Genomic DNA, 24,141 nt, shown 5'->3' with positions numbered 1-24,141 from the left:
TTCTATTTTTATGATCCCGCTGAAATCGCATGGATGCAGACCCACCATTTAACTTATCAAGATAGGTTTAACCATGTCTTTGCGTCTGAAAATTATTTTTCTTGCGACCCTTTTAATTGTTACCGTCATCTCCACACAAGGTCTCTACTCAAACTGGCATATTGCCGATGTACTCACGTTACATGTAGAGGAGAGACTCCAAGGACAAGCGCTGGCCACAGCGGCCAGGCTAGAAGATCGGCTAAACCGTACCGAAGCCGACCTTGCGGTTATCGCTGCGCACAAGGATCTGGAAAACACCTTCACCTCCTTACTCTTTGAAGATTATGAAGGGGTGACCGAAGGCTTAAGTAACCTGGAGATGTTCTTACAGCGTATTGCCCAAGCCAAACCTGAATACAACCGATTACAGCTGACTCAAAGCAAAGGAACACCCTTACTTCAGTTAGAATATGGTGAACGTAAAGAGCAGTTTACAGAGATGCCTAATGGGGACGCTCTAACATTTTTTCAACAACAGAACAATCGCCCATTCCACCGTTTTATCACTCGCCCGACCGCCAAAGAGCCAGGCCTCTATTTACAGACGGCCATGCCATTGATCGTAGAAGGTAATTTGGATGGCCTACTCTGGGTGGAACAGCCCATACAAAGACAGTTAAACAGCTGGATGAGTGATCTCCAAGCGCAGGGCTTTACCGCACTGTTACAAACCAAGCAGGGTAAACTGCTGGCCAAGACAGCGGTCGATCAACAGACGGTTAAAGCCCTATCCAGCAACCATTTAAAAGGGTGGGAGCGTTTTAACCAACCCATTGCTCAACACCAGTGGCATATGATCATTGCCAAACAGAGCCAAGTGGCTTTTGCGGTTGTTCATGAGCTGATTCAAAGCAACATTCTTATTGCAGCTGTTCTGGTTCTTCTTACGGTGTTGGGTAGCCATATCATGGTGGGGCACCTGACCCGCCGTATTGACCGGATTACCGCCACATTAGAACAGTTACGTCAGGGCGAACTCATTCAACGCATTCACATTCCCCATAAGACCGATGAACTCGATCGTGTCGCCATGGGGGTCAATGCCATGGCAGAAAATCTTGAAAACACTGTCCGCGGTATTCTTCTGCAAACCATGTCGGTCGCAACGGTGGTGAAAGAGTTACGCCATGTCAGTGAGCAACTGACCAAGGATAGCCACAACGCGACCCAATGGTCCAATGAGGTGGTACGACAGAATGCCAGTCTGGATGGTACCGTTTACAGTCAAAAAGAGGCCCTTGACCAAACCGAAGCTCAAGCCGCCCGTATGACTGAGGTTGCACAAGAGCTCTCGCAATCGGTCTTACGTATTGCTGACAATGCCTCAGCGGCCAGTGGCAATGCCACCACAGTCGCGGCAGCAGCCGAAGAGATGGCCACCAATGTAGAGGGGGTAAACAACAACCTTGTCAGTGTTGGAGACTCCATCATGCAAGCCTCAACTGCGGTGGAAAGGGTTCGCAACAGCTTGCAGGCCATTAACGCACTCTGCCAACAGGCAAGCCACGCTTCACGAAAAGCAGATGAGAGTGTACAACTTAACCAACATGAAGTGAGAAGCCTACTAACGGCAGCGGACCAAATTGGTAAAGTTGTTGGCATGATCAACCAAATCGCCAGCCAAACCAATATGCTGGCACTCAATGCATCCATAGAAGCCGCAGGTGCTGGTGAGGCCGGTAAAGGGTTTGCTGTGGTTGCCAATGAGGTTAAAGAGCTGGCTTCAGAAACAGCCAAAGCCACCAGCACCATTGCCAGTCAAGTCGAAGAGATTCAACGAATCAGTGGCCGCGTACGAGAAGCCTTTGATCAAATAAGTGGAGAGGTCGCAGATATCTCTCACTCCAATGAAGCCATTACAGAAGCCGTCATGGCACAGGATCAAGCGACTGAAGCCATTATGGATGCCATGCATCAAGTAACCCATGCAGCCCAAGAAGTGACGCAAAACGCCACAGAACTACAAGATGCCGCCTCAGAGGTTGCTCAAGCTGCATCTGCAGCGGCCGTCAATGCTGAGGTCATCGCGACAGATGCGGCTCAAGGGGCCGCCAGTGCCGAAGCTGCCGCTCAAGCCAGTAGTGCCAGTCAGCAGTTAACCTACCAAGTTAAAGAATCAGCAGAAGATATTTTCTGTGCCTCGATTGAGGTACAAAAACAGGGGCTGCGGGTTGTAGAGACCATTGAGCATATTGCCGGGTCCAACAACCACAACCGGCAACTGACCGATGTCATTGAGGAAATCAGCGATAATCTAAACCATTCGGTTCACCACCTTGATGTGGGTGGCCATGCTTTTGAGATTGGTGAGGTTAAACAAGCACATCTCGCGTGGCTGGGTAAGCTTGAGGCTGTTGTACGTCAACGAGAAGCCCTTTCACCTCAAGAAGTTGCCAGCGGTCATGAGTGTGCATTTGGGCAGTGGTATTATCAGGAAGGCACTCAACAACTGGGCCATTTAAACAGTTTCCAAGCGGTAGAAAAGACCCATTTACACATTCATGAACTGGCCCGTGAGATTGTCCATTTGGTGCATGATGGTGAAGTAGAAGCAGGCCGACAGCAGATGACACAGTTTCAAGATACCCGTAAGGATCTTTTCAAAGCGTTGGATCAGCTCTTTTTGGACCGTGATGCGGTACAGAGCAGCCGTTAATGAATCGGCAAGACAACAACCTTCAAGACTGACCCTATCAACATAGCACAGCGAACCCATGGATAGGCATCCGCACCTTTTCAGTCCAAAGCTGATCCAGCGATCCCCACTTGGTCAAACGAGAAGCGTATCTCTACGATCAAGCGCTGGGCAAACTTTGTCTTTAAAAATGAGGCCATACAGAGAATCACCCGCCTCTTCTAACTTTACGACGCTCTATATGTAGAGTAAGGACAGAGAAAATCCTTTACTTTGATGCCGTACCCCAGACCATGATCAACAGAGCGACGGGTAAGAGTGCTCTACGCCCTTACTTTCTATGCGGACACAACAGCACCGACCTACCAAAGCCTTTGGGGGGCAACAGCAATCGGCCACATGGCACTTGTGTACTGAGCATCTTTAAGGGATAAGGCGGATTGAACGGTTGGCGTATCGTCTCAGGTATGTGTTACTTAAGTGTTCCATACAGCAGATATTTAATCGCTTAGAGGTTCTGCTCTACCACCGAGACCCCCTCCCTAACCGACCTCAACCTAGCCCAGGTATGGTGTGTGACAGGGCACGATCAGCATGTATGGCTCAACCAAAAGATGGGCAGGATGCGACGGAAACAGAACCATGCAAGCCAGAGAACACGCTGTAAAACGGCCCAGGCCAATGGGGGGATACAAAGACAGCTGTACTGTTTGCGCGGGGATGAAGATTAAAGCAATGCCTCGGGTTCATCCGCATTTAGTGATGTCTCATACTGCCACCAGGCATAGAGGTTACGCATCCCCCTAAACTGCTGTTTTTCATCTAACCCATAGCCAACCAAGCGGGTATCTGGAACCTCAAACCCTACATAGCGCACAGGAATTTTCTCCGCGCGCTCAACCGTTTTGTGCAACATCACCACAAACTGAATAGAACTGGGTTTAAGCGGTTCAAGACCTTTCATCAACCGCATAGCGCTATGACCTTGATCTAAAAGCGTATCGACAACCCAGATATCTTTCCCTTCCAGCAGTACTTTATCTTCCTGTGTAAACATTGGGATATGTTCACACGGCCGTGAAGTGGTAAAGGCAACAGGTACCGTATGGTCCAAAGCACGCATCAGATCCGCACCAAATACAAAGCCCCCTTTAAGAACCACCAAAAGAACCGGATCTTTACCCACCATATCTTCACGAATCTGCACACCGAGCTCAGCAACGCGCTGGGCAATGTGTTCTTTATCGATAAAGGGCTCTAGGTGATCCAGGTTGGCTTTGGCCTCAGCACGTTGAGTCACAGGGGTAATCCTTCACTGATGGTGCACCGCAAAGCGGCTACTGTATATAAAAAACGGGTCTCTGATTATGCATCAAAGACCCGTCTAAATCCTCACTAAATGACTTCACTTACCCAGAAAACGCTCTAGGAAGTGAAGATCATATTCACCACTAATAAAAGCGGCATCCTGCATAATACGCTGATGGAGCGGAATGGAGGTCGCAATGCCACCAATAATATACTCATCCAGCGCCCGCCGCATACGGGTAACCGCTTCATCCCGGTTACGACCATGAACAATCAGCTTGCCAATCATAGAGTCATAATGGGGTGGGATCCGGTAGCCTGTATAGCAGTTGGAGTCGACACGTACACCACCACCACCAGGGGCATGATATTCGCTGATCAAACCCGGTGAAGGCAAAAATGTTTCTGGATCTTCCGCATTAATTCGACACTCAATAGAGTGACCACGCAGCACCACATCGTCCTGAGAAAAACTCATGGGAAGGTTGGCCGCAATACGGATCTGCTCTTTCACCAGATCCATACCCGTAACCATCTCGGTTACAGGGTGCTCTACCTGGATCCGCGTGTTCATCTCCAAGAAAAAGAAGCTGCCTTTATCGTACAAAAACTCAAAGGTCCCTGCCCCTTCATAGCCTACAGCATGAGCGGCTTTAGCGGCCAACGTGCCCAGCTGATGACGCTCTTCTGGGGTGACAGCAGGAGAAGGTGCCTCTTCCAAAATTTTCTGGTGACGACGCTGCAAAGAGCAGTCACGCTCACCTAAGTGCACCGAGTTACCATGCCGATCACACAGAACCTGAATCTCCACATGTCGTGGGGCTTCCAGGAATTTTTCAATGTAAATAGCATCGTTACGGAAGAACTGGCGGGCTTCATTACGGGCAACCGTATAGGCACGGATCAAGCCAGCCTCAGCATGAACCACTTTCATGCCACGGCCACCACCACCACCAACCGCTTTAATAATGACCGGAAAACCAATTTCCCGCGCAATACGCAGGGCATCTTCTTCACTGGTAACTGCGCCTTCACTGCCCGTAACCACGGGTACTTTGGCAGCGATCATGGTTTTACGGGCTTGGACCTTGTTCCCCATCAAGCGAATAACTTCAGGATCTGGACCAATAAAGGTCAGACCTGAGGCTTTGACGATCTCAGCAAACTCCGGGTTTTCGGATAAAAATCCATACCCAGGGTGAATGGCTTCCGCATCCGACACTTCCGCTGCGGCCATAATAGAAGAGATGTTCAGGTAGGAATCCATGGAGGACGCAGGCCCCACACAGACCGATTCATCTGCCACTTTAACATGCATAGAGTCTGCATCTGCAGTGGAGTGAATAGCGACGGTCTGGATACCCAACTCCTTACAGGCACGGTGCACCCGTAAGGCGATCTCACCACGGTTGGCTATGAGTACTTTCTTGAACATGGGCTTACACCGGCTCGATGAGGAACAGCTCTTCACCAAACTCCACTGGGCTGGCGTTATCCACCAGAATTTTCACAAGACGCCCGGACTGCTCGGACTCAATTTCATTCATCAGCTTCATCGCTTCGATGATGCAGAGTACTTGACCTTTTTCAATAATATCCCCCTCTTTGATAAAGGCCGCCGCATCCGGCGAAGGGGATTTATAGAATGTACCGACCATAGGAGAGGTCACCGCAACCGCGTTGCCTCGATCCTCAGCCACCTCACCAGCAGCTGGGGCTGCTGCTGCTGCCGGTGCTGCCACAGGCATACCCGCAGCGGGTGCCGCAGCCATAGGAGCTTGAGCCATATAGGCTTGAGGAGCCGCAACAACAGTCTGCTGTACGCCACGGCTAATACGCACGGTGCTGCCCTCTTGGCACACCTCAATCTCCGACACATCAGTGCCGTCGAGCATTTTGATCAATTGACGAATCTCTTTGAGATCCATAATACGCTTCCTTATGGCTTGGATGCTGCCTGATCATTCAGGTGGGCTACACCGGCTTCCATGGCATAACCATAACCACGGATGCCCAAACCCACCACCTGTCCCAAGGCGATATCACTAACGTAAGAGTGGTGTCTGAAGGGTTCCCGCTTGTGGATATTACTGATGTGTATCTCCACCACAGGTTTTTCAGCAGCCAACAAAGCGTCCCGAATGGCCACCGAAGTATGGGTATAAGCCGCAGGATTGATGACGATTAAATCGGCATTTTCCCGAGCTTGCTGAATACGGTCTACCAATGCCCCTTCATGATTGGATTGATAGAATGAGAGTTCAGCCCCCAGCTGTTTGGCCTTAGCCGCACACAATGCTTCAACATCCGCCAGGGTCTCATGACCATAGAGCGAGGCCTCGCGCAGACCCAACATATTTAGGTTGGGACCGTTCAACACCAGAATACGCCATGAGTTGGATGGGGACATACCTTTGCCCTTCAGTTTCCCCGGTGCCATACCGGGGGGATCATTGCGACCTCATCCCCAAAATCAAAATTCAATCCAAAACAGAGGATACCGATTTCTGTCGCACCAACAGTATAGAGAGGTTACACAAAAGGTTCAGGGGAAAATCGCCATTTCTGGCGTTTTTTTGTAAAAAAAATGACAAAAACGAGGGATTTTGACTGATTCGCGCCTATTTCATCGCTTTTTTTACCATCTACCAAAAAGGCTGAGTGATCGAGAGCCAAAAATGAAAAAGGGCAAAATCTGATGATTTTGCCCTTTTAGACGCTTATTCAACGAAATTTCAGCCAAATTAAGGCAAAAATATCGATACATATAGATGAGTACACATAATCAGCCGCGTTGTGTCCGATAATCTTTTACCTTATCCAACAAGCCCTTCAAGCGGCTATCCTGCCCCTGTCGGGTTTTGGAGGTAAAGTCGTAGACATAAAGCCGACCTAAAAACCCCTGTAGACGCCACATTTGCCGCTGCTGATCTTCATTTAAAACCACAGGGCTCGGAGCTTCAATCGCTTCAACGCATGGAACTGGCGCTTGCCTCTCTGTTTCTAGAGGTTCTGGCTCAGCCTCTTCAACCACCTGTGGAACGTTTGCAGCAGCTGCGTCTGGTGTTTCCTCAGGCTGAGCCCCGCGAACAGCATCATTCAATGTATGGATGGTTGCCCGGTAAGCTCTTGCTGGTGCAGCACCAAAACGCTCCAGCTCCTTCTCAATACGCTCTTCCCATATCAGATCTTGCCCAGCCAATAGTTTGGAAAGCAGAAACCACTGCCCCACCACCTCTGGATATTGATGAAGAATCTCTTCAATTTGGGCATTAGCCTCCTCAACACGGGTTTCCCGTGCCATGGTGGCTAACTGCTCTATGGTGCTTTGCCAATCCAAGCTCATCAGTCTCTCCTGCTATAAACGAACCTGTGCAGTGTGAACCATTTCCCTCTATAGGGGAAGAGTGAACCGGGCTTATACCCTTAAAAAACAGCTCTGCTTTTGCGACCCACACTCAATGTATACACCCCCCTAGACAACAATAATGATCGAGGGATGCACAACCGCGCCTGTTAGCCCTTTCTGCCATCAACCTCCGTTCTGTTCTTGAATTCATAAACATCAGCAACCGCACAACCCACTTTACCCCGACATTTAACCGAAAAGATCTGAAGACCCCAACTTTACCTTGAGCGGGAACTTTTCGACCTTTATGATCTTCCAAAGCCCACAGCAGTGACCCTGCCACCCGACCCATCGAAAGGTTCGATGGACCTAGCTGGTGGCAGCTAATTCTCATGGAGAGGATGAAGATGAAAATCCAGTTAAACGGCGAATCCCATAACACCGAAGCAGGTCATAGCATAGAAGATCTGTTAAAAGAGCTGGGCTTTGCACCAGAAAAGGTGGCGGTGGAACGCAATCTGGAAGTGGTCACCAAAGGCACCTATAACAACGTCAAACTGGCCGAAGATGACCGCATTGAAGTGGTACACTTTATCGGTGGTGGTCAAGATGCTCCTGCAGACCCTTGGCAAGTCGCTGGTTTGACTTTTAATAGTCGTCTGCTGGTTGGCACAGGTAAATATAAAGATTTTGAAGAGACCAAAATCGCCATTGAAGCCTCCGGCGCTGACATTGTCACCGTTGCGGTTCGACGGGTGAACGTCAGTGACCCAACGGCACCGATGCTAACGGACTATGTTGACCCAAAGAAATACACCTACCTTCCCAATACAGCCGGTTGCTTCACCGCTGAAGATGCTGTGCGCACCTTACGTTTGGCGCGGGAAGCTGGCGGTTGGGATCTGGTTAAACTGGAGGTCCTGAGTGATGAAAAGTACCTATGGCCAAATAATCCGGAGACCCTAAAAGCGGCTGAAACGCTGATTAAAGAGGGTTTTAAGGTCATGGTCTACACCACAGACGACCCCTATTTGTGCAAACGCTTTGAGGATATGGGTTGCGTCGCGGTTATGCCGCTAGCCGCCCCTATTGGCTCAGGCCTTGGCGTGCGCAACCCCTATACAACCCGCATTATTGTGGAACAGGCCACTATTCCTGTTCTGGTAGATGCCGGGGTAGGAACAGCTTCTGATGCTGCCATTGCGATGGAACTGGGCTGTGATGGCGTACTCATGAATACCGCCATTGCGGGTGCCAAAGATCCTATTTTAATGGCCCATGCCATGAAAAATGCGGTTACGGCAGGTCGCCAAGCCTATTTGGCGGGTCGGATTCAAAAGAAGCTTTATGCCACAGCTTCTAGCCCCTTGGACGGCACCTTCTTTTAAGGAGTGCGTAGATGCATGACCAGGACCCGCCCATGTGGGATTGTCGTTGGCCAGACCCGGTTGCTTTAAAAGTTGCCAATGACCGCATAGCCCACAGCTTAGACAGTGCCCGACCCGGCATCAACGCTGCACTGGAAGTGATGGTTGAGTTGGAATCAGCCGCGCGTGATGATGGACTGGCTTCGGCACTGCTGGTCACCCCTTGGGCTATTGAGCGTGTCTACTGGCTGGGTCCTGGTCAGATCAACCCGCCTATACAATCCGCTGTTCCACTGGAGGGGGATCATTCAGGTCGGGTAGCGGGTGGTCAGGGCGCCCTTTTGGAGACAGGATCGGGTACTAAACCGGTTATTATTGGTTGGGAAGCCGAGACAGGCCACCATTTTGTCGAGACCATCATTCGTGAAGTACAAAACTATCTAAATAGTATGGATGCCATGGCAGCGGCAAAAGCTGTTGGCTCAACAGCACCGAACCCAAAAATTAAAAAATCGATGACAACCCACCTTGAAAAGCCGGTTAGTCGTCGCGGGCTGTTTAATATGTTCCGTTCGTAAATTCTGGATGACGGTTGTACGATTGGCTACCGTGCAACCGTCATTTTGCAGGTCAACCCCCCAAGCCCCACGGCTCTTCTAGCCCCGTTCACCCTCAATGAGCAACACCTATACTGCCGCAGATAAACCGTCATGGCCCCCGCGCACTTAGGTAACGGACAACAACCTATCAATCCCTTCCCGCACGCATGCCGTCAAGATCAGTCACCACCCACCCCCTTTATTCACTTACAACTGTGCAACCACAAGCATCGTCAACGGCAATGTGATCATCGCCAACAGGGTTTGCCCGGTAATCAACTTGGCCATCAACTCAGCATCCCCACCCATCTGCTTAGCCAAAATATAGGCCGATGGTGCCGTAGGCATGGCAAAAAACAGTACCACGATCTGCAAGCCCACCCCCTGCAATCCCACTTGCTGGCCCACCAAATAGACTAAAATAGGCATCAGTATAAACTTCAGCAACGCGGTCAAGCCGAGATCTCGCAACACACCAAAATCCATATAAAGACGCAAACCAAACCCCACAGCCAACAACCCCATGGGAAGCGCAGGCTGCCCCAATAGACTTAGTGTCGGGTGTAACCAACCGGGTAATCCTAGACCACTAGTATTGAGAAACAACCCGACCAGACAGCCTAAAATTAACGGGTTACGTATCAGATCCTTGCCCACAACAGATAAGCTAAAGCGATCTTCATTGACCTTAAGCGCAAAGACGCTGACACAGAGCACATTGATCAAGGGAATCATCCAAGCGATGGTCATAGCCGCCAACGCCAACCCGGCTTCACCAAATAGCTGCTCAGCCGCAGCCAGCGCCACGTAGGTGTTAAAGCGGATCGCCCCTTGATGAATGGATGTAAAGCCTGCTTTTGTCGGGTGTAAGAGCGGGCTCAACACTACCATACCCACACTGACCACCAACAGTGGCACCACAACAGACAATGCCAAGGGCACCACGGCCACAGTCGCAAAATCTGCAACCGCTAATTTGCTGATTAACAGTGCGGGAAAAAGCAAAAAATAGACAAAACGTTCAGCTAATGGCCAAAAGCCATCGCCAGGAAATTTCAATATCCTTAACAAAGCCCCTGCGATCACCAATAAAAAGATGGGTCCCAATGCATTAAGAATATTCAGCATAGGCCTACTCCAAGCCCAAACAACGGGAAAGAGGGGTGATGAGATCGCAAGGTGCAAGCAATGCCTTGCTTTGATGGGAACGGATGCCACCCCTTACGCGTAAGAATGTGTAGACACCATGACCGCAGGATAGCAAAGCATGAACAGGATCACCGATGGAGCTAGGCAGGCCATACACGCTTTATCTCTGTAACGACAGCTTTCAACACCATCCACCACCTTTCAAAACAACCTGTCCAAGCTGCATGACCGTGATGGACGTGGTTTAGCCATCATTCACATGGACTGGTACATGGTGCTAATTTTTTTCACGTTGTACCTTCTGCAAGGTTAACCATTCTTTTAGATCAGAAAGAAAAAAATTACGGTTTTCTGTATTGTTAAAATGCTTAACCGTGGCAGGGCTACCATTGTTATAATGGTTGGAAGCCTCTAAAAAAGGCCGGGGCATGGAGATCACAAAGGCAGACCGACAGGCTAACATCTGCATGACCTGCCGGAACAGAAACTGAAGTGGATCGGGTTGGGGGTGAGGCTCTCTATTATAAAAAGCCTCCTCTGGATAGAGAGAAAAAAGTTTTTCAAAATCCTCTAAATGGGGTTCCTCAGTCATCATACCAGCCATATCTCATTCCACGATTACCCAAACACCATTCCCACCATGGTATCTGGTTGCAAAGTCGAGTTAAAAAGCGGAAAAATACCCCCACTAACCACCAGCTGATATTATGAGGCCAATTATATGTCAACGCAAACCCAAGACCCTAAATTATTGATCATTGGTTGTAAAAAAATTGGCCGCCTAATCGCCAGAACAGCCTCAACTTTAGGCTGGCAAGTCACGGTTATGGATCGAGATGTACCCCAATATCCATGGCCACCCAATGTAGAGCCCATTGCCCATAATTTTCTTAAAACAGAGCTCGGCATTCCCCCATACACCCATGCCATTGTCAACCGTGGACATAAAAAAGACCCCGAGGTGATCTACGCCTTACTGGAAAGAGGTGTTGAACACATCTATCTGATCGCATCCGCCAAACGGGGGCAGAGTATCATTGATGAACTTTCAAACAAAGCCGACGATAACATTCAAAAGAAGCTACACAAACGCCTCTCGGCACCGGCAGGCCTGGATCTAGGCGGGGAGAATACACCCTCTATCGTTCTATCCATTCTTTCAGAAATTCAAATGCGCCACTACCAAGGCTCTGCCGAACGCCTTAATGATCTTCGCCCGCAAAAGTTGGCAAACGACCAGCCAGACCGTGCACAAAAAACATGCCCTGGCAAAGAAAAGTAACCCACAAACCCTGATCGCTCCGTGCTAAACCCTGTTTTTAGGTGTTTTTACCTAGTTGCATACACGGCTTTACCTGCCTTTATGGGGATTTTTTTGTAACGCTACTTTTTTATAGGCCGATATAAATTCTTTGGGCATGACAGAAGGTCAGGTCCAAAGCACAAAACAGAGGCCATATGCAGGATTTTCATATAACTATCAAATTTAATGAAACTTATAAACAAGCAACTCAATCATTTTCACGGATTTGAATAGGGTCAAATCTCTAGAAAATCCGACGCCATCCCTTTTTAATCACACAAAATCTCCATTCTCAGGCTGAACGGTTTGTGACAAACCTGAAACTTCCGTTACGTAGTTACACTTAGTTGCAAAACTTCAGTTTCCGTAAGCATTGTTTTCGTGCATTAATAAATCAACCAAGCACGGAAACACGCCGTTACCAAGCTTGGTCAAGACGCGATAAAGTCTGGAAAAGAATTGGAATTACGACGGTGTTTGCTGTCGTGACGGCTGTGATCGCATCTGCGCACCCCCCCCTCCCTCTACGCCCCCGCGCAGGTGTGATCCAGCATCCCATAAAAAGCATCCCCGCTTGCCGAGGATGCTTTTTTTGTGTGTATGGTGCTTCTCTCACACCTGTAACAACGAACCTTCCCTACCCGCCCTGCGCGGCTCAAGAGCCTAACGCCCAAACCAGAACCCTCTTTTATCTCATTCGGTTTAGGATGCCCTGTTCCAGGATATCGTTCTTGCCACACCTGCACTTTTAACAAACCACCTGACAGCTTGTGTTTAACAAGGGGTTACCAGGCAAACCTACGATTGATGAAGTGTCCACCAAACCATGTATGCACACGTTCAGCCCTGATGGCAGAGGAACACTCTAAGAGAGGGCTTGAGGCACAAGCACTACTTTTTCCTCCAACACAAGCAGAGGTTAAGCTCTATTTTAGACAGCACAGCTTGATAGGCATGCGCAAGCAATCCCACCACAAAACCTACGGGTAACAGAGGTCGTAGTAAGCGGGTGACCAGATGGTAAAATATCTTCAACAGAACAAGCATCGGCTGCTAAGGAACATAACATCCGGTTTATCTGACCGATCTTAAGAGAGAACAACATGGTGGGGGGCGCGTATGCTCGATCATGGGTAACAGGTGACAGGGTCATAAAACCCCATGGGAAAATTGCTTTTATAGCAAGCGGACAGACCGCTTTACCTACCCGATCCAAAACAGATCCATACCGATAGCTCGGATATCTTATCCACTCAGCAAACCGAGCGGTGACAGCAAAGCCCCCCTATACCGGACCTTACATCTTTAACTTAAGGGGGCACCCTACTAGGCAGCTCTTCACTTTAATGGTCACAGACCTACTTGGCTGGCCCTTAGCCGTCAGCCCACAGCATGACCCCCTTACCCTCATTAAACCCATCTCTGCAGCTCTACACCCATGACAGGCATACAAAGGGCAAGGGAGACCGCATCTTCATTCTTTTAGGCCCTCGCCATCCCTATGAGGAAGCATCCACACGGTCTAAACAGCGAATGCGGTACATCAACCGGTGTTCATCAGGATTATCCGAAGGGTCAAACCCCGTCCGGGTATGCAGCACATTATTACAGATCAAACCAATACCTGGTTCCATTCGAACATGGTGGGCATAGGGTTCATCCGTATTTTTCAAAACGGCTTCCAATGCCTTCACAGCATCAGCCGCTTCAGCCTTCCAACCAATACTTACGGTACGGGCGGTATAACGCATATGCAGATATCCACCACCATCCACACTAAACACAGGCCCAACACACTCGGCACGGACCACCTCACCCGCACGATTGGTCCGCGCGGGGATACTCATAGCATCTTCTGCCATAAGAACGCGGATAAAGTCAGGGTTTTGATCACGCAGACGGATGTACATCAGTTCATGATCCAGCAGATCATTCTCGCCCCCCTCCTGCGCTTGTCGGGCACAATGCAGGGCCATACCGCGGATGGTACGCTCAGGCACATTATAGTAGCCATCGGTATGCCACTGAATAGCCTGGGCCTTATAGGGAATAAAGTTTTTAAACGGAGGATCATCCCGCAAAGTTAAGGCACTTACCCCCTCTTCATCCGCCCCTTCATTTCGGTCGACCCTCAGCGCAGACATCACCTGACGCAACACCGCCATGGGCAAGGCAGATTCCGCCACATCCCCACCTTTAACCCGGTACATGGCCATGTTAGCCCGGCCACAAAGATCCACAATCTGTGCCCGTTCCGCAGAGCTAAGGTTGAATGGATCGGCAATCTCCACCATCATATCCTCTAGCGCAGGGTAGGCAGCCAGTTTTGCTGTACGCCACTGGGCATAACCATCCGCATTATCCGGATGAAACGGGGAATCAACTGGAATCTGAACCATGGTGCGTATCACCTTCAATCTGGGAACTCTCATTCTGTACGGTTCCGCGGAAGAACTGGCCCTGGTGGCAGACTTGGTCACCTGGGATGACCGTGTTCAAGCCTATCGGGCAGAAGCTCGCTATTATGGCACGATTGCCCTGGCCCTGCATCGCGCAAAGATACCCTTTACCGATGAAGCCAAGGCTTTTGAGAAACAAGACTTTAATCTCGCCACCCTTTTTCAGCCACGGCCACACCAAAAAACCGCCATCCAAAAATGGGCTGAACAAGACCACAATGGTGTGGTTGTTCTACCCACAGGCTCCGGCAAATCCTTGGTGGCCCGCTTGGCCATGCAGCGCATACGCCGTGACACACTCATTACCGTTCCCACACTGGACCTCATGCACCAGTGGGTGGAACAACTTCAAGAAGCTTTTAATCAAGAGATCGGCATGCTTGGCGGTGGTGAACACCTTTTACGCCCCATCACCGTCAGCACCTATGACTCCGCCACCATCCATATGGAACGGTATGGCTGCCGCTTTGGGCTATTAATCTGTGATGAGTGCCACCACCTGCCAACCCCAAGCAACCGCCTTGTCGCCACCATGTGTGTGGCCCCCTTCCGACTTGGGCTAACCGCCACACCAGAACGAACAGACGGCGGCGAGGCCATGCTCTACGACCTACTTGGCCCCCAAGTCCACCGTGTTGAGATTCAGCATTTGGAAGGGGAGTATCTGGCGAATTATGAACTCCACCAGGTGCCCATTGTTCTGGATGATGATGAGCGGGAAACCTACGACGCCGCCTACCACCAATACAAACAGTTTGCCCAGATTAATGGGTGCCGTTTAGGCTCCCCTGGTGGTTGGAATAATTTTATTATGCTCTGCACCCGCTCCAAAGAGGGGCGAGAAGCCTTTAAAGCTTACCTCACTCAAAAGCGAATCGCTCGAGCCAGTCGCGCCAAATTGCGCGCCGTATGGCACTTACTCAGAGAACACCGCCTAGAACAAGCCATTCTCTTTACAGATGATAATGCGACCGCTTATGCCATTGGAGAAACCTTTTTTCTTCCGGTCATTACCCACAAAACCCGAATGTCCGAACGCAAAACCATGCTAGAGCAGTTCCGCGCAGGTGAGATCCGGCATATGGTAACCTCCCGGGTACTCAACGAAGGGGTGGATGTACCGGATGTGGCCGTGGGGATTATTGTCTCTGGCACAGGTTCCGTACGGGAACATGTGCAACGGCTGGGTCGAATTCTTCGTCCCAGGGAAGGCAAACAGGCTATGTTGTATGAACTGGTCAGTGAAGATACGGCTGAGACCTTTACCAGCGCCCGCCGCCGACAACATGCCGCTTACCAAAAGGATCAGGGAGTGCTGGACGCATGCTGACCAAGGAACACCTCCGTTTTAACCAACGCAGTGGTAAAATTAAGCCTGGGTTTATTGATGTCAACAACCGCGCCTTGCTCAATGCGGTTGAGTCCCTAACGGATATTTTTGTTCATGGTGAGGGTCAAACCCGAGCGGAGCTGTCAGAGCTGTGCGGGCCGGTTATTGCCACCGGTTATCGCTCTCCAAAAATTCTAAGAGGGTTTGAGAAACTGCTCTTGGATCGCTGCACCTTTGGTGAACCTGACGATGGAGCGGTGGAACACCGGACAGCCATTTTTCAAAAAGCTGCAGAGCTGCTCCAACAAGAGAATATGGAGGAGCTCCCCTACTATCGGCGTACTGTGGCTGAAGCGTTTGATAGCCAGGCCGATATACTGGCCGCGGCCCTTTACGAGGATCTGCCCGAGCGCCAACCCCTGCAAGCATTCCGCCCCATGGAGAGCAAAAAACTGCTCTACCGCTATAATGCAGCCCAGGTTCAAGGGCTTTTGCTGCGTGCAGAACGTCTAACCATTACCCTTAAAGCCACAGATCCTGGCAAGTTACGTTTGCTGCTTCAACAGCTACGTTTTCACCGACTACTGGCACGGGTTAACCGGCAAAAGAGTGGCCGTGTTGAGATGGTTCTGGACGGCCCAACATCGGTACTGGAACAGACGCAAAAATACGGCATGCAGCTGGCGCTATTTTTTCCCACACTGCTGCTGCAAGAGGCCTGGAAGCTGGAAGCATCCATCCGTATTCAAGGTAAACCTGAAGCCACTTTAATCCTGGATAACGGCAACCCTCTGGCCAGTTGGTATACCCGCACCCGCGCTTACCGACCAGATGAGGATTTTGCCAAATTTGCCCTCAGTTTTCGGGAAAAACATCCCGATTGGACGGTGGATGAACATCCACCCATTCTCGATCTGGGTCAGCAGGAGATCTGCGCCCCGGATATGGCCTTTAGCAAAGATGGCAAGCCGTTTCATCTAGAGCTGTTCCATCGCTGGCATGCTGCCCCCTTACTAAGACGCCTGGAATACTTAGAGAAGGTCGGCCCAGACAAGCTTCCCCTCATACTGGGGGTGGAGCGAAGCTTAACCAAAAACCCTGAGGTCGCCGATAAGCTGGAGGCAAATCCGCTCTTTGATCAACGGGGCTTTTTATTCCGAGATCTACCCTCAGTCCGTAATTTGGTTAAAGTGCTCGAAGCGAGCCTTTAAAAGAAGAGACTACCATACCTAAACCCAAACCAATCGCCCCACCCAAGGTTTTGCCGGTTTATACCTCTGGTGTAAATGCCTCGAGCAGCTCCAGGAACACCTTTTTACGGATAGGCTTGGTCAGGTGTTTATTACACCCTGCCTCCATGGACTTAGGAGCATCTTCTTTCATCGCATGCGCCGTCAAAGCCACAATGGGGGTCGGGGCTTTACCCTGCTCCTTCTCCCAAGCCCGAATGGTCCGTGTTGCTTCCAGACCATTCATGACCGGCATTTGAATATCCATCAACACCAGGTCAAAGGACTCGACAATAAAGCGCTCCAGTGCCAACTGGCCATTTTCGACAGCCACCACCTGATGAGGTGTCTGTTCCACATAAGCCTCAATGAGCATGGCATTTTCTGGTACATCTTCCGCGAGCAGAATTTTCAGCCCATCTTTTTGTTCAATGGGTTCCACCGGCTTAGGTACAATAGCGGGTTCAAAGTGTTCATGCCGCTTCACCAACTGCCCCACGGTCTGCCGCAACAGGTGCCGACGTACAGGCTTGAGCAGGAAAGTTATCCCCATCTCACGGGCCTGCTTGGCTGCACTGGGGTGCTGATCTGAACTAAGCATTAACAAAGGCAAATCTGGCTCTGCTGCCTGGATTCGTCCAGCCAAGGTCAAACCATCCTCTGAAGGCATATGAAAGTCCAAAATGGCCAGATCAAACAGCGCGCCCTCTTCCAACAACGCCATGGCGGCTTGCCCATTCACGCATGCTTCAACCAACGCGCCCTCTTGTTGCAATAACTCTGTATAAATTTCGCGATTGTTGCGGTTATCATCCACCAACAGCAGGTGGGCCCCTTTTAAATCAACCGCTTCTCGTGAAACCTCCACCAACCGGCTGCTACCCACGGGTAGAACCAGCTTAATCATCACCGTGGTTCCCAGCCCCACCTCACTATCCAGCTCAATAGAACCCCCCATTTTCTCGGTTAAGCGCTTGCAGATCGTTAGCCCTAAACCGCTCCCACCAAATTGGCGGGTGATGGTCGAATCTGCTTGAGTAAAGGGATCAAAGACCCGCTCTAACATCTCTGGAGCCATACCGATGCCGCTATCACAGACACGAAGGATAATGGCACCTGGCGCCGCCCGCTCCGAATCGTGACTAATATCCAACACCACTTCGCCCTGCTCTGTAAACTTAACCGCATTAAACAGCAGGTTGAAAAGGATCTGCCGAATCCGTTTTTTATCTCCAACCAAAACTGGAGGCAAAGCTGGATCAACTCGGCTGGGCACAACCAACCCCTTTTCATGGGCCGAGGCAGAGATCACTTCACAAACCTCTTCAACCAACTGCTCAACATCAAAAGGCCCAGGGTCCAACTCCAACTCACCCGCCTCAATGCGTGACAGATCTAAAATATCTTCAATCAACTCGACTAAGGTCTCACCCGCATTTTGGCTGACGGTTAAATAGTGTTTCTGCTCGGTACTTAAGCCACTTTCTGCAAGCAGATCACCCATCCCCATAATGGCATTAAGGGGTGTACGGATCTCATGGCTCATCACCGCTAAGAATTCACTTTTAGCCAAGTTACCTGCATCAGCCTGCTTTTTCGCTTGTTCCAAACGTTGTTCATACTGCTTGCGCTCAGAGATATCCAAGAGAACACCATAGAGCACTTCTGCCTTACCCTGCTCATCGTAAACCGCACGACCCCGTTCCATCACCCAACGAGGCCGACCATCGGTATGCTCCAACCGATACTCCAGGTTATAAACCCGTTTTTCTGCAACAGCCTCCGCTATTTCTCTCTGAACCTGGTGTAGATCCTCAGCATAGATCACGCTGGCATAACTCCGTTCCCGGTTGAAGAGGAAGGCATCGGATGGATAGCCCGTAAGAGCGGCAATACCTTGCCCCAGGCTGTACATCGTCCAATCTTCATCCAACGCGCATTGGTAGAAGATACCTGGCAGAGCCTCAACCAAAGTACGGAAGTGCCGCTCAGACGATTGCAGTTTTTGTTCGGCATCCAACCGTCGGGAGATATCATTAAAGAGCACCACAGCCCCAATGGCATCCCCCTCTTGCAACATGGGATGAATACGCATCTCCACGGGGAAAAGGGTACCGTTTTGCCTTTGCAGATACTCCAACTGCAAATGAACCGCCGACTGATTGCTAATAACATCACAACTTGGACAACCACCGACAGGAATGGGGGTTCCTTCCGCATCGGCCCGATGACACAGTTCGTGGATATTTTTTCCGATCAACTGGTGACTATCCCCATAGCCCAACAACTGAGCAGCCGTTGGATTGCACAAGGTACACAGCCCATTAATATCAATGGCATAAATACCCTCCCCGGCGGAGTCCAACAGTAGCTCAATTTGGGCTTGCCGCTCCTGGACCTCCCGTTCTCGAACCACAACCGTTGTTGCCATTTCATGGAAGGTTGCTATCAATAGCTGAAACTCACCGGGCTGATTGGCCAGTGCAGGAATAGCCCGATCATGACCAAAATCACGGACCGCACTGGTGATAGCCTCCAGGGGACGCCCAACATCCCGCCGTAAAAAATAGCTCATGGCAAAAAAGGCGGCGCCAAAGATCAAGAGATGGATGATACCGTTTTCAATAAACTGCCGCCGAACCAGTTGGTCAATATGTTCCGCAGGGAGCTTAATGCTCATCAACCCACGCAGTTCACCCAACTTATAATTAAAGCCAGTGTTATACATGGCACGGATCGGCTCTGGAGCTTTTTCAATTGAACCATGGCACTTCAGGCAGTGTTCTTCGATCCAAATAGGGGTGGCATAGTGATAGTAGGGAGCGCCCTGATTATCCTGGTACTGGGTAAACCATTTCTGTTCGGTGGGGTTTTGGCGAAAAAACGCCATCGCCTCCAACTCTACACCGTTGGCTGCTTGATGTTTGTTGCGGGGGATATCTGAAACATTGTTAAAACTAACCCCCCCTTTAAACCAGTTTGGAAAGTCCTTGGAGATCCGGTTTAATGCGTGGGCAGGGAGAAGCTTGACGGTTTTGCGGGTTAAAGGAATGCTACTTTCAAGGAAGGCGTGCTGGTAAACACGGCGGGTCGACATAAGTATGCCCCGCACAATCTCTGCCTGATTACGCAGATCCGCTTCGGCCTGTGTTTTTAATTGATGGTAGGAGCGCCACTCAACCGCGCTAAAGGCCGCCAGCAGAAATAGGGCAATCAGCAGTAAAATCCGTTTCTGAATTCCCATACACTCCCCCCAAAACACGCCATAATTAAGCATGAACGGTTCGTTAAAGCTCTGTTATCAGTAGGTTCACCTTATTCAGTATGCCACAATCTTTCATGCAATCCCTTACTTAAATGATCGGCAAATGTAACTATTTTGGTTATAAATCGCACAAAATTGAATATGGTGCTTAAATGCTCTTGCACATAATTGATATAAGGGCAATGACCGTTATCGATTTATAATCCGATCAGGGCAGGATCATGATTCCTTATTTAAACCGATCCCGTCGCACCGCCATTATCGCCCACCGGGGCGCCCGCGCCTATGCGCCAGAAAACACCCTGGCAGCCTTTCAAAAAGCCATTAACCTCACCGCAGCAGATGCCATTGAACTGGATGTTCAACGCACGGCTGATGGTATACCTGTGGTTTTTCATGATGCCACCCTCACCCGCACGACCGATGCCGCCCATAAGCTCACACCTGTACCCTCAGGGGGGTACCCTCTACACCACTTTACCCTCGCCCAACTACAAAAGTTGGATGCCGGGCGCTGGTTTGTCCAAGCCCATCAAGCTGCCATGCAGGGGCAGGATGCTCCAGACTATTTAACCCTACGCCTTCCAGAAGAGCTCAATGCCTACTTAAGCACGGAGGATCTGGAATATTATGCATCCGGGGCCGTGACCATCCCGACCCTGGCTTCGGTCTTAACCTGGGCACAAGGGGCAGGGATTGGAATCAATATTGAACTTAAACCAGGCCCTTCTGCCGCAGATACCCAGCTGGCCCAACAAGTGGTCGCCCTGGTCCAGAGCCATGAGATGGCCAGCCGTACCCTCATCTCCTCCTTTAGCACCGATCAGCTTCGCCATGTACACTTTTTTGATCCCGCCTTACCCACAGCACTGTTGGCGGATACCCCTTTGAAGCATGTTGAACCCTATTTGCAAACCCTACATGCCACAGCCTACCACCCCGGCTGCACGCCACCCTATGATGCCCTGAGCCCACAGGGAGAAATGCTGATCTCACGCTTGCAAGAGGCCGGTTATGGCGTCAATATATGGACCTGCAACGATAAACTACAGATGGCACGCTGGATTGCAGCGGGGGTCTGCGGTATTATCAGCGACCTGCCCAACCGGGTAAGAGATATGGTGGCGTTGCATGCAGCGCTGCCACAAAAGAAAATCACCCCTTAATTCAAGAGAACAAACATAGCCTCATGATGGAACGTCTCGTTGCTCTTTTCGAAAGCAAAAGCCCAAACCAACAACAAATTGGTGGCTTTTTGCTGCAATATGCGCTTATGACCCTCTACTTTGGCGCCATTTTCCTGCTTTTTGCGATCATGTTACTGCTGGAGCTGGATATCAGCATCATTAACCGGGTTATTAGCATTCCGATACTCTTTTTTGGTATGGGCCAGTTTCTTTTCACCCCATTTGTGGCCAAAGCACTGGCTGAAAAGAACCTGCCTGATGCCACCCGAGGCTTGCAAAAAGCTGCGGGAACCCTGGTCGTCTTCAATATTCTCGTGATTGTGCTGAAACTGGAGATTATTGGATGAGCACCCCAGAAACGGATCTGACCTATATCGATAAACTGGTTCTCTGGGCTCGCCCTTTTAGTGGTATTAAACAGTATGTCGCCGGACTTGGTGTCCATGTACTGCTGTTTACCCTCTATTTTCTGGTTGCCGCACTCCTGGGCAAACTGACCCGTGGCGTGCCACTTTTAGAGCCCATTTACATTGCCCTGTACTACTTCTTTGGCTTTGGTCAGCTTATTTTTGTCATCCCCCTCATCCGTCGTGCCCGCCGAGCAGGGATGAAACGCTATATCCTGGGCATGCTCACGGGGACCAACCTACTGATCATGTTCAACCTTATCCTCTACTTTTTTGTGTACTTAAAAGCATAAGTACGCGATCTGATATTGCCCAAGGCCGACATGAGCAGATCGTACGTTTGGCTGGATCAACCGGGATAAGATGTCGGGGATTTGTTTGAGGAAGCAGCCAGTCAGAAGCTGGCTGAATTAACCCACATAACCCGGGCAATCTATCTGGATTGTGGGGTGAGAAGGGTCATCCAACTGCATGGCGGTCAGTTGCCCACCATAGACACAGCCAGAGTCTAAGCCAAAGCTCTGGCCAGGGTTATGATGGTGCAACTGCAACCCCACCATCGCCCAGTGCCCATAGAGCACTTTTTCCCCAGCTTGCCAGGTTCGCTGTTTAAACCAGGGTTGATAGGGGTACCCTAAGGGTGGAAAGGCGTAAGGCTCAACCCCATCTTTTTTCAACTGTTTGGGCCAGATCAATGCCCCATCTGTTTTACACAAACGCATACGGGTCAGTGCGGTCATAACAAAGGCGCTGCGCTCCAACTTTGTCGCGGCTGGGCCTGGGTCTCGTAGGGGCAACCCCCGTTTTAAGACCCCAAACAGCGCCATAACATCATCATCATCTCGAAGATGAGCCACCGCTTGGTCGGCCAGCGACTGAGCCTCAGATAAGGACCAATGGGCAGGAATACCGGCATGGACCATATAGGCGCCACTTACAGGTTCTTGCACCATTAAGGGCATCTGCCTAACCCAACGGTACAACTGGTCACGATCCTCTGCTTGTAGATAATCTGTATGCCAATGATGCTCTTTAGTTGGTAAAGCACCATGCTCTAAGGCCAGCAAACGGACCTCATGGTTCCCCAATGTTGTGACCGCACGGGAACCCAAGGATTGCACCAGGCGCATGCAACCCAGCCCATCGGGCCCACGACTGAGCAGATCTCCCGTGAAGTACAGTTGGTCACTCGCAGGATCGAAATTCAACCGGTCCAGTAGCTGCTTAAGCTCATCGACGCAACCGTGCAAGTCACCAATGGCATAGATCGCCATCGTCTAGACCTCTTTGGACCACTGACAATACGGATGAGCAACCAATGAGGCGTTGGCGTAACGAAAATCCTCGGTGACCTCCTGCCCAACCCAATCGGGTAGAACCACCGCCTCCTCTTCACTGGAGAGCTCCACCTCAGCCACCAGTAAGCCCTGGTTCTCACCAAAAAACTCATCGACCTCCCAGGTATGACCCTGGTGTTCAATAAGGTAGCGGTGTTTCTCAATTAAAGGGCGCTGGCACAGCTTCTCCAGCATCTCCACCGCATCCGACACCGGAATTTCATACTCATATTCAGGGCGTTTGGCCCCCTGGGACTTGCCCTTAATGGTCAGTGTACCTTTGTCACCAGCTACCCGAACCCGTACCACCCGCTCTTTGTCCGTAGAGAGGAACCCCTGGCGATAGAGTGTCCCTTCACTGCGCCCACGCCAACCGTCATGGGCGATCAGAAATTTGCGTTCAATCTCAAAGCTCATCTAGCATCCTTCTGGTAATGAGAGATTTATCCCAATCTTCAGTTCGGCCATGGAGCCGTTTGCCTTGCAGCAATCCGGCAAAGGTCTCCATGGTTCGCCGAGCATCCCCAATGGGGTGATAAAAGGCATCCCAGTGATCATGCCCTTCCCCATCATGGTTGGCGATGACAGCATCATACTGATAAGCCATGGACATTTCCGTCAAGGCACGGGTCGCCCGACGCTCGACATCCTGCAAGTCTGGCAAGCTCAGTGTTCCCTTCCACTTAGCGGCTCGGTGCAACAGTTTGCGGCGCATGATATCCGCCACAAAACTCTTCAGGTCCACCGCAGGGTCACACCCGTTAAGATGCTCAATCTCAGCTTTAGAGAGTGGGGAGAGAAACACCTTCAGCGTATCAAAACGCTCTAGAACCCCAATACTTTTCAGCTTTTCAACCAAATAGGTATTGCCTTCAAAAAAGACATCCCGTCCAGCATCCAGCGCTTTATTCAACGTGGCTAGCTCAAGACACTGCAGTTCACCACGCGCTTCAAAGGTTAAAAAACCATCTTGCTGACCGATCTGATCAATCTTTTTACGGGGGCGAAAGTGATAATCCACCCCATCTCTCTCATAGGGCCGGGGTGCCCGTTCATTGTAGAGGACCACCCGCTCCATATTGGCCAACAGATCCGGATAGAACTTCTCCATGGCAGACATTAAGGGCCCTTTGCCCACACAAGCTGGTCCGGACAGAATGATAAAACGTGCCATG

The 24,141-nt window shown here is 50.4% G+C and carries 21 protein-coding genes; 9 read left to right on the top strand and 12 right to left on the bottom strand.

Going from position 1 to position 24,141, the window contains the following annotated elements:
* Positions 1-73: 73 nt before the first annotated feature.
* Entirely contained in the window at positions 74-2,698 is a 2,625-nt protein-coding gene (locus V5T57_RS04245) for a methyl-accepting chemotaxis protein (protein WP_332889921.1), read from the top strand.
* 706 nt (positions 2,699-3,404) lie between these two features.
* Here V5T57_RS04245 and V5T57_RS04240 read toward each other — a convergent pair.
* The 5 genes from V5T57_RS04240 to V5T57_RS04220 form a co-directional block, all read right to left on the bottom strand.
* A complete protein-coding gene (locus V5T57_RS04240) occupies positions 3,405-3,977 on the bottom strand; it encodes a phosphoribosyltransferase (protein ID WP_332889920.1) in 573 nt (190 codons plus the stop codon).
* 105 nt (positions 3,978-4,082) lie between these two features.
* Positions 4,083-5,420: an acetyl-CoA carboxylase biotin carboxylase subunit gene (gene accC / locus V5T57_RS04235; protein ID WP_332889919.1), complete on the bottom strand. Its 1,338-nt coding sequence runs from the start codon at positions 5,418-5,420 to the stop codon at positions 4,083-4,085.
* 4 nt (positions 5,421-5,424) lie between these two features.
* On the bottom strand, positions 5,425-5,913 hold the full coding sequence (gene accB, locus V5T57_RS04230; RefSeq protein WP_332889918.1) for an acetyl-CoA carboxylase biotin carboxyl carrier protein: 489 nt from the start codon (positions 5,911-5,913) through the stop codon (positions 5,425-5,427).
* Positions 5,914-5,924: 11 nt separating this feature from the next.
* The gene (gene aroQ / locus V5T57_RS04225; protein WP_332889917.1) at positions 5,925-6,395 is read right to left on the bottom strand and encodes a type II 3-dehydroquinate dehydratase; all 471 of its coding nucleotides are present in this window, start codon (positions 6,393-6,395) and stop codon (positions 5,925-5,927) included.
* A gap of 375 nt (positions 6,396-6,770) precedes the next feature.
* The gene (locus V5T57_RS04220) at positions 6,771-7,331 is read right to left on the bottom strand and encodes a hypothetical protein (protein ID WP_332889916.1); all 561 of its coding nucleotides are present in this window, start codon (positions 7,329-7,331) and stop codon (positions 6,771-6,773) included.
* Positions 7,332-7,741: 410 nt separating this feature from the next.
* Between V5T57_RS04220 and thiS the strand changes: the two genes are divergently transcribed.
* Positions 7,742-8,722, top strand: coding sequence for a sulfur carrier protein ThiS (gene thiS, locus V5T57_RS04215; RefSeq protein ID WP_332889915.1), 981 nt, complete (start codon positions 7,742-7,744; stop codon positions 8,720-8,722).
* 11 nt (positions 8,723-8,733) lie between these two features.
* Positions 8,734-9,279 carry a hypothetical protein gene (locus tag V5T57_RS04210; protein WP_332889914.1) on the top strand — a complete coding sequence of 182 codons (546 nt, stop codon included), beginning with the start codon at positions 8,734-8,736 and terminating at the stop codon, positions 9,277-9,279.
* A gap of 228 nt (positions 9,280-9,507) precedes the next feature.
* On the opposite strand, the gene V5T57_RS04205 is transcribed toward V5T57_RS04210, so the two are convergent.
* Positions 9,508-10,428 (bottom strand): AEC family transporter, encoded by a 921-nt coding sequence (locus tag V5T57_RS04205; RefSeq protein WP_332889913.1) that lies wholly within the window; start codon positions 10,426-10,428, stop codon positions 9,508-9,510.
* A gap of 298 nt (positions 10,429-10,726) precedes the next feature.
* Entirely contained in the window at positions 10,727-11,053 is a 327-nt protein-coding gene (locus tag V5T57_RS04200; protein ID WP_332889912.1) for a hypothetical protein, read from the bottom strand.
* Between the two features lie 117 nt (positions 11,054-11,170).
* Here V5T57_RS04200 and V5T57_RS04195 point away from each other — a divergent pair, with 117 nt between their 5' ends.
* The gene (locus V5T57_RS04195) at positions 11,171-11,731 is read left to right on the top strand and encodes an XdhC family protein (RefSeq protein WP_332889911.1); all 561 of its coding nucleotides are present in this window, start codon (positions 11,171-11,173) and stop codon (positions 11,729-11,731) included.
* A gap of 1,520 nt (positions 11,732-13,251) precedes the next feature.
* On the opposite strand, the gene V5T57_RS04190 is transcribed toward V5T57_RS04195, so the two are convergent.
* Positions 13,252-14,151, bottom strand: coding sequence for a TauD/TfdA family dioxygenase (locus V5T57_RS04190; protein ID WP_332889910.1), 900 nt, complete (start codon positions 14,149-14,151; stop codon positions 13,252-13,254).
* Here V5T57_RS04190 and V5T57_RS04185 point away from each other — a divergent pair.
* The gene (locus V5T57_RS04185) at positions 14,150-15,541 is read left to right on the top strand and encodes a DEAD/DEAH box helicase (protein ID WP_332889909.1); all 1,392 of its coding nucleotides are present in this window, start codon (positions 14,150-14,152) and stop codon (positions 15,539-15,541) included. The genes V5T57_RS04190 and V5T57_RS04185 overlap by 2 nt on opposite strands.
* Complete coding sequence (locus V5T57_RS04180; RefSeq protein ID WP_332889908.1) at positions 15,535-16,752, top strand: DUF790 family protein; 1,218 nt, start codon at positions 15,535-15,537, stop codon at positions 16,750-16,752. The genes V5T57_RS04185 and V5T57_RS04180 overlap by 7 nt, the downstream gene beginning before the upstream one ends.
* Positions 16,753-16,810: 58 nt before the next feature.
* Here V5T57_RS04180 and V5T57_RS04175 read toward each other — a convergent pair whose 3' ends face one another.
* A complete protein-coding gene (locus V5T57_RS04175) occupies positions 16,811-20,014 on the bottom strand; it encodes a response regulator (RefSeq protein WP_332889907.1) in 3,204 nt (1,067 codons plus the stop codon).
* A gap of 242 nt (positions 20,015-20,256) precedes the next feature.
* Here V5T57_RS04175 and V5T57_RS04170 point away from each other — a divergent pair, with 242 nt between their 5' ends.
* The 3 genes from V5T57_RS04170 to V5T57_RS04160 are packed head-to-tail and all read left to right on the top strand — an operon-like array spanning position 20,257 to position 21,922.
* On the top strand, positions 20,257-21,201 hold the full coding sequence (locus tag V5T57_RS04170; RefSeq protein ID WP_332889906.1) for a glycerophosphodiester phosphodiesterase: 945 nt from the start codon (positions 20,257-20,259) through the stop codon (positions 21,199-21,201).
* A gap of 23 nt (positions 21,202-21,224) precedes the next feature.
* Complete coding sequence (locus V5T57_RS04165) at positions 21,225-21,569, top strand: hypothetical protein (RefSeq protein ID WP_332889905.1); 345 nt, start codon at positions 21,225-21,227, stop codon at positions 21,567-21,569.
* Complete coding sequence (locus V5T57_RS04160; protein ID WP_332889904.1) at positions 21,566-21,922, top strand: hypothetical protein; 357 nt, start codon at positions 21,566-21,568, stop codon at positions 21,920-21,922. The genes V5T57_RS04165 and V5T57_RS04160 overlap by 4 nt, the downstream gene beginning before the upstream one ends.
* 117 nt (positions 21,923-22,039) lie before the next feature.
* Here V5T57_RS04160 and V5T57_RS04155 read toward each other — a convergent pair whose 3' ends face one another.
* Genes V5T57_RS04155 through V5T57_RS04145 form a run of 3 tightly spaced genes read right to left on the bottom strand, consistent with a single transcriptional unit; the run spans position 22,040 to position 24,140 of the window.
* On the bottom strand, positions 22,040-22,903 hold the full coding sequence (locus tag V5T57_RS04155) for a symmetrical bis(5'-nucleosyl)-tetraphosphatase (RefSeq protein WP_332889903.1): 864 nt from the start codon (positions 22,901-22,903) through the stop codon (positions 22,040-22,042).
* Between the two features lie 3 nt (positions 22,904-22,906).
* The gene (locus V5T57_RS04150) at positions 22,907-23,383 is read right to left on the bottom strand and encodes a CYTH domain-containing protein (RefSeq protein WP_332889902.1); all 477 of its coding nucleotides are present in this window, start codon (positions 23,381-23,383) and stop codon (positions 22,907-22,909) included.
* The gene (locus V5T57_RS04145; RefSeq protein ID WP_332889901.1) at positions 23,373-24,140 is read right to left on the bottom strand and encodes a hypothetical protein; all 768 of its coding nucleotides are present in this window, start codon (positions 24,138-24,140) and stop codon (positions 23,373-23,375) included. Before V5T57_RS04145 ends, V5T57_RS04150 begins: the two co-directional genes overlap by 11 nt.
* Between the last annotated feature and the right edge of the window lies 1 nt (position 24,141).

Origin of the sequence: Magnetococcus sp. PR-3 (assembly GCF_036689865.1) — a bacterium.
GTDB lineage: Bacteria > Pseudomonadota > Magnetococcia > Magnetococcales > Magnetococcaceae > Magnetococcus.
Note: the sequence above shows the minus strand (reverse complement) of the source record. Positions and strands in the feature narration are given on the sequence as shown.

What these genes read in the sequence shown, in the direction of transcription:
- V5T57_RS04245 (WP_332889921.1), top strand. Translation starts at nt 74, where the DNA reads ATGTCTTTGCGTCTGAAAATTATTTTTCTTGCGACCCTTTTAATTGTT.
- accC (WP_332889919.1), bottom strand. Translation starts at nt 5,420, where the DNA reads ATGTTCAAGAAAGTACTCATAGCCAACCGTGGTGAGATCGCCTTACGG.
- accB (WP_332889918.1), bottom strand. Translation starts at nt 5,913, where the DNA reads ATGGATCTCAAAGAGATTCGTCAATTGATCAAAATGCTCGACGGCACT.
- aroQ (WP_332889917.1), bottom strand. Translation starts at nt 6,395, where the DNA reads ATGTCCCCATCCAACTCATGGCGTATTCTGGTGTTGAACGGTCCCAAC.
- V5T57_RS04220 (WP_332889916.1), bottom strand. Translation starts at nt 7,331, where the DNA reads ATGAGCTTGGATTGGCAAAGCACCATAGAGCAGTTAGCCACCATGGCA.
- thiS (WP_332889915.1), top strand. Translation starts at nt 7,742, where the DNA reads ATGAAAATCCAGTTAAACGGCGAATCCCATAACACCGAAGCAGGTCAT.
- V5T57_RS04210 (WP_332889914.1), top strand. Translation starts at nt 8,734, where the DNA reads ATGCATGACCAGGACCCGCCCATGTGGGATTGTCGTTGGCCAGACCCG.
- V5T57_RS04205 (WP_332889913.1), bottom strand. Translation starts at nt 10,428, where the DNA reads ATGCTGAATATTCTTAATGCATTGGGACCCATCTTTTTATTGGTGATC.
- V5T57_RS04200 (WP_332889912.1), bottom strand. Translation starts at nt 11,053, where the DNA reads ATGGCTGGTATGATGACTGAGGAACCCCATTTAGAGGATTTTGAAAAA.
- V5T57_RS04195 (WP_332889911.1), top strand. Translation starts at nt 11,171, where the DNA reads ATGTCAACGCAAACCCAAGACCCTAAATTATTGATCATTGGTTGTAAA.
- V5T57_RS04185 (WP_332889909.1), top strand. Translation starts at nt 14,150, where the DNA reads ATGGTGCGTATCACCTTCAATCTGGGAACTCTCATTCTGTACGGTTCC.
- V5T57_RS04190 (WP_332889910.1), bottom strand. Translation starts at nt 14,151, where the DNA reads ATGGTTCAGATTCCAGTTGATTCCCCGTTTCATCCGGATAATGCGGAT.
- V5T57_RS04180 (WP_332889908.1), top strand. Translation starts at nt 15,535, where the DNA reads ATGCTGACCAAGGAACACCTCCGTTTTAACCAACGCAGTGGTAAAATT.
- V5T57_RS04175 (WP_332889907.1), bottom strand. Translation starts at nt 20,014, where the DNA reads ATGGGAATTCAGAAACGGATTTTACTGCTGATTGCCCTATTTCTGCTG.
- V5T57_RS04170 (WP_332889906.1), top strand. Translation starts at nt 20,257, where the DNA reads ATGATTCCTTATTTAAACCGATCCCGTCGCACCGCCATTATCGCCCAC.
- V5T57_RS04165 (WP_332889905.1), top strand. Translation starts at nt 21,225, where the DNA reads ATGATGGAACGTCTCGTTGCTCTTTTCGAAAGCAAAAGCCCAAACCAA.
- V5T57_RS04160 (WP_332889904.1), top strand. Translation starts at nt 21,566, where the DNA reads ATGAGCACCCCAGAAACGGATCTGACCTATATCGATAAACTGGTTCTC.
- V5T57_RS04155 (WP_332889903.1), bottom strand. Translation starts at nt 22,903, where the DNA reads ATGGCGATCTATGCCATTGGTGACTTGCACGGTTGCGTCGATGAGCTT.
- V5T57_RS04150 (WP_332889902.1), bottom strand. Translation starts at nt 23,383, where the DNA reads ATGAGCTTTGAGATTGAACGCAAATTTCTGATCGCCCATGACGGTTGG.
- V5T57_RS04145 (WP_332889901.1), bottom strand. Translation starts at nt 24,140, where the DNA reads ATGGCACGTTTTATCATTCTGTCCGGACCAGCTTGTGTGGGCAAAGGG.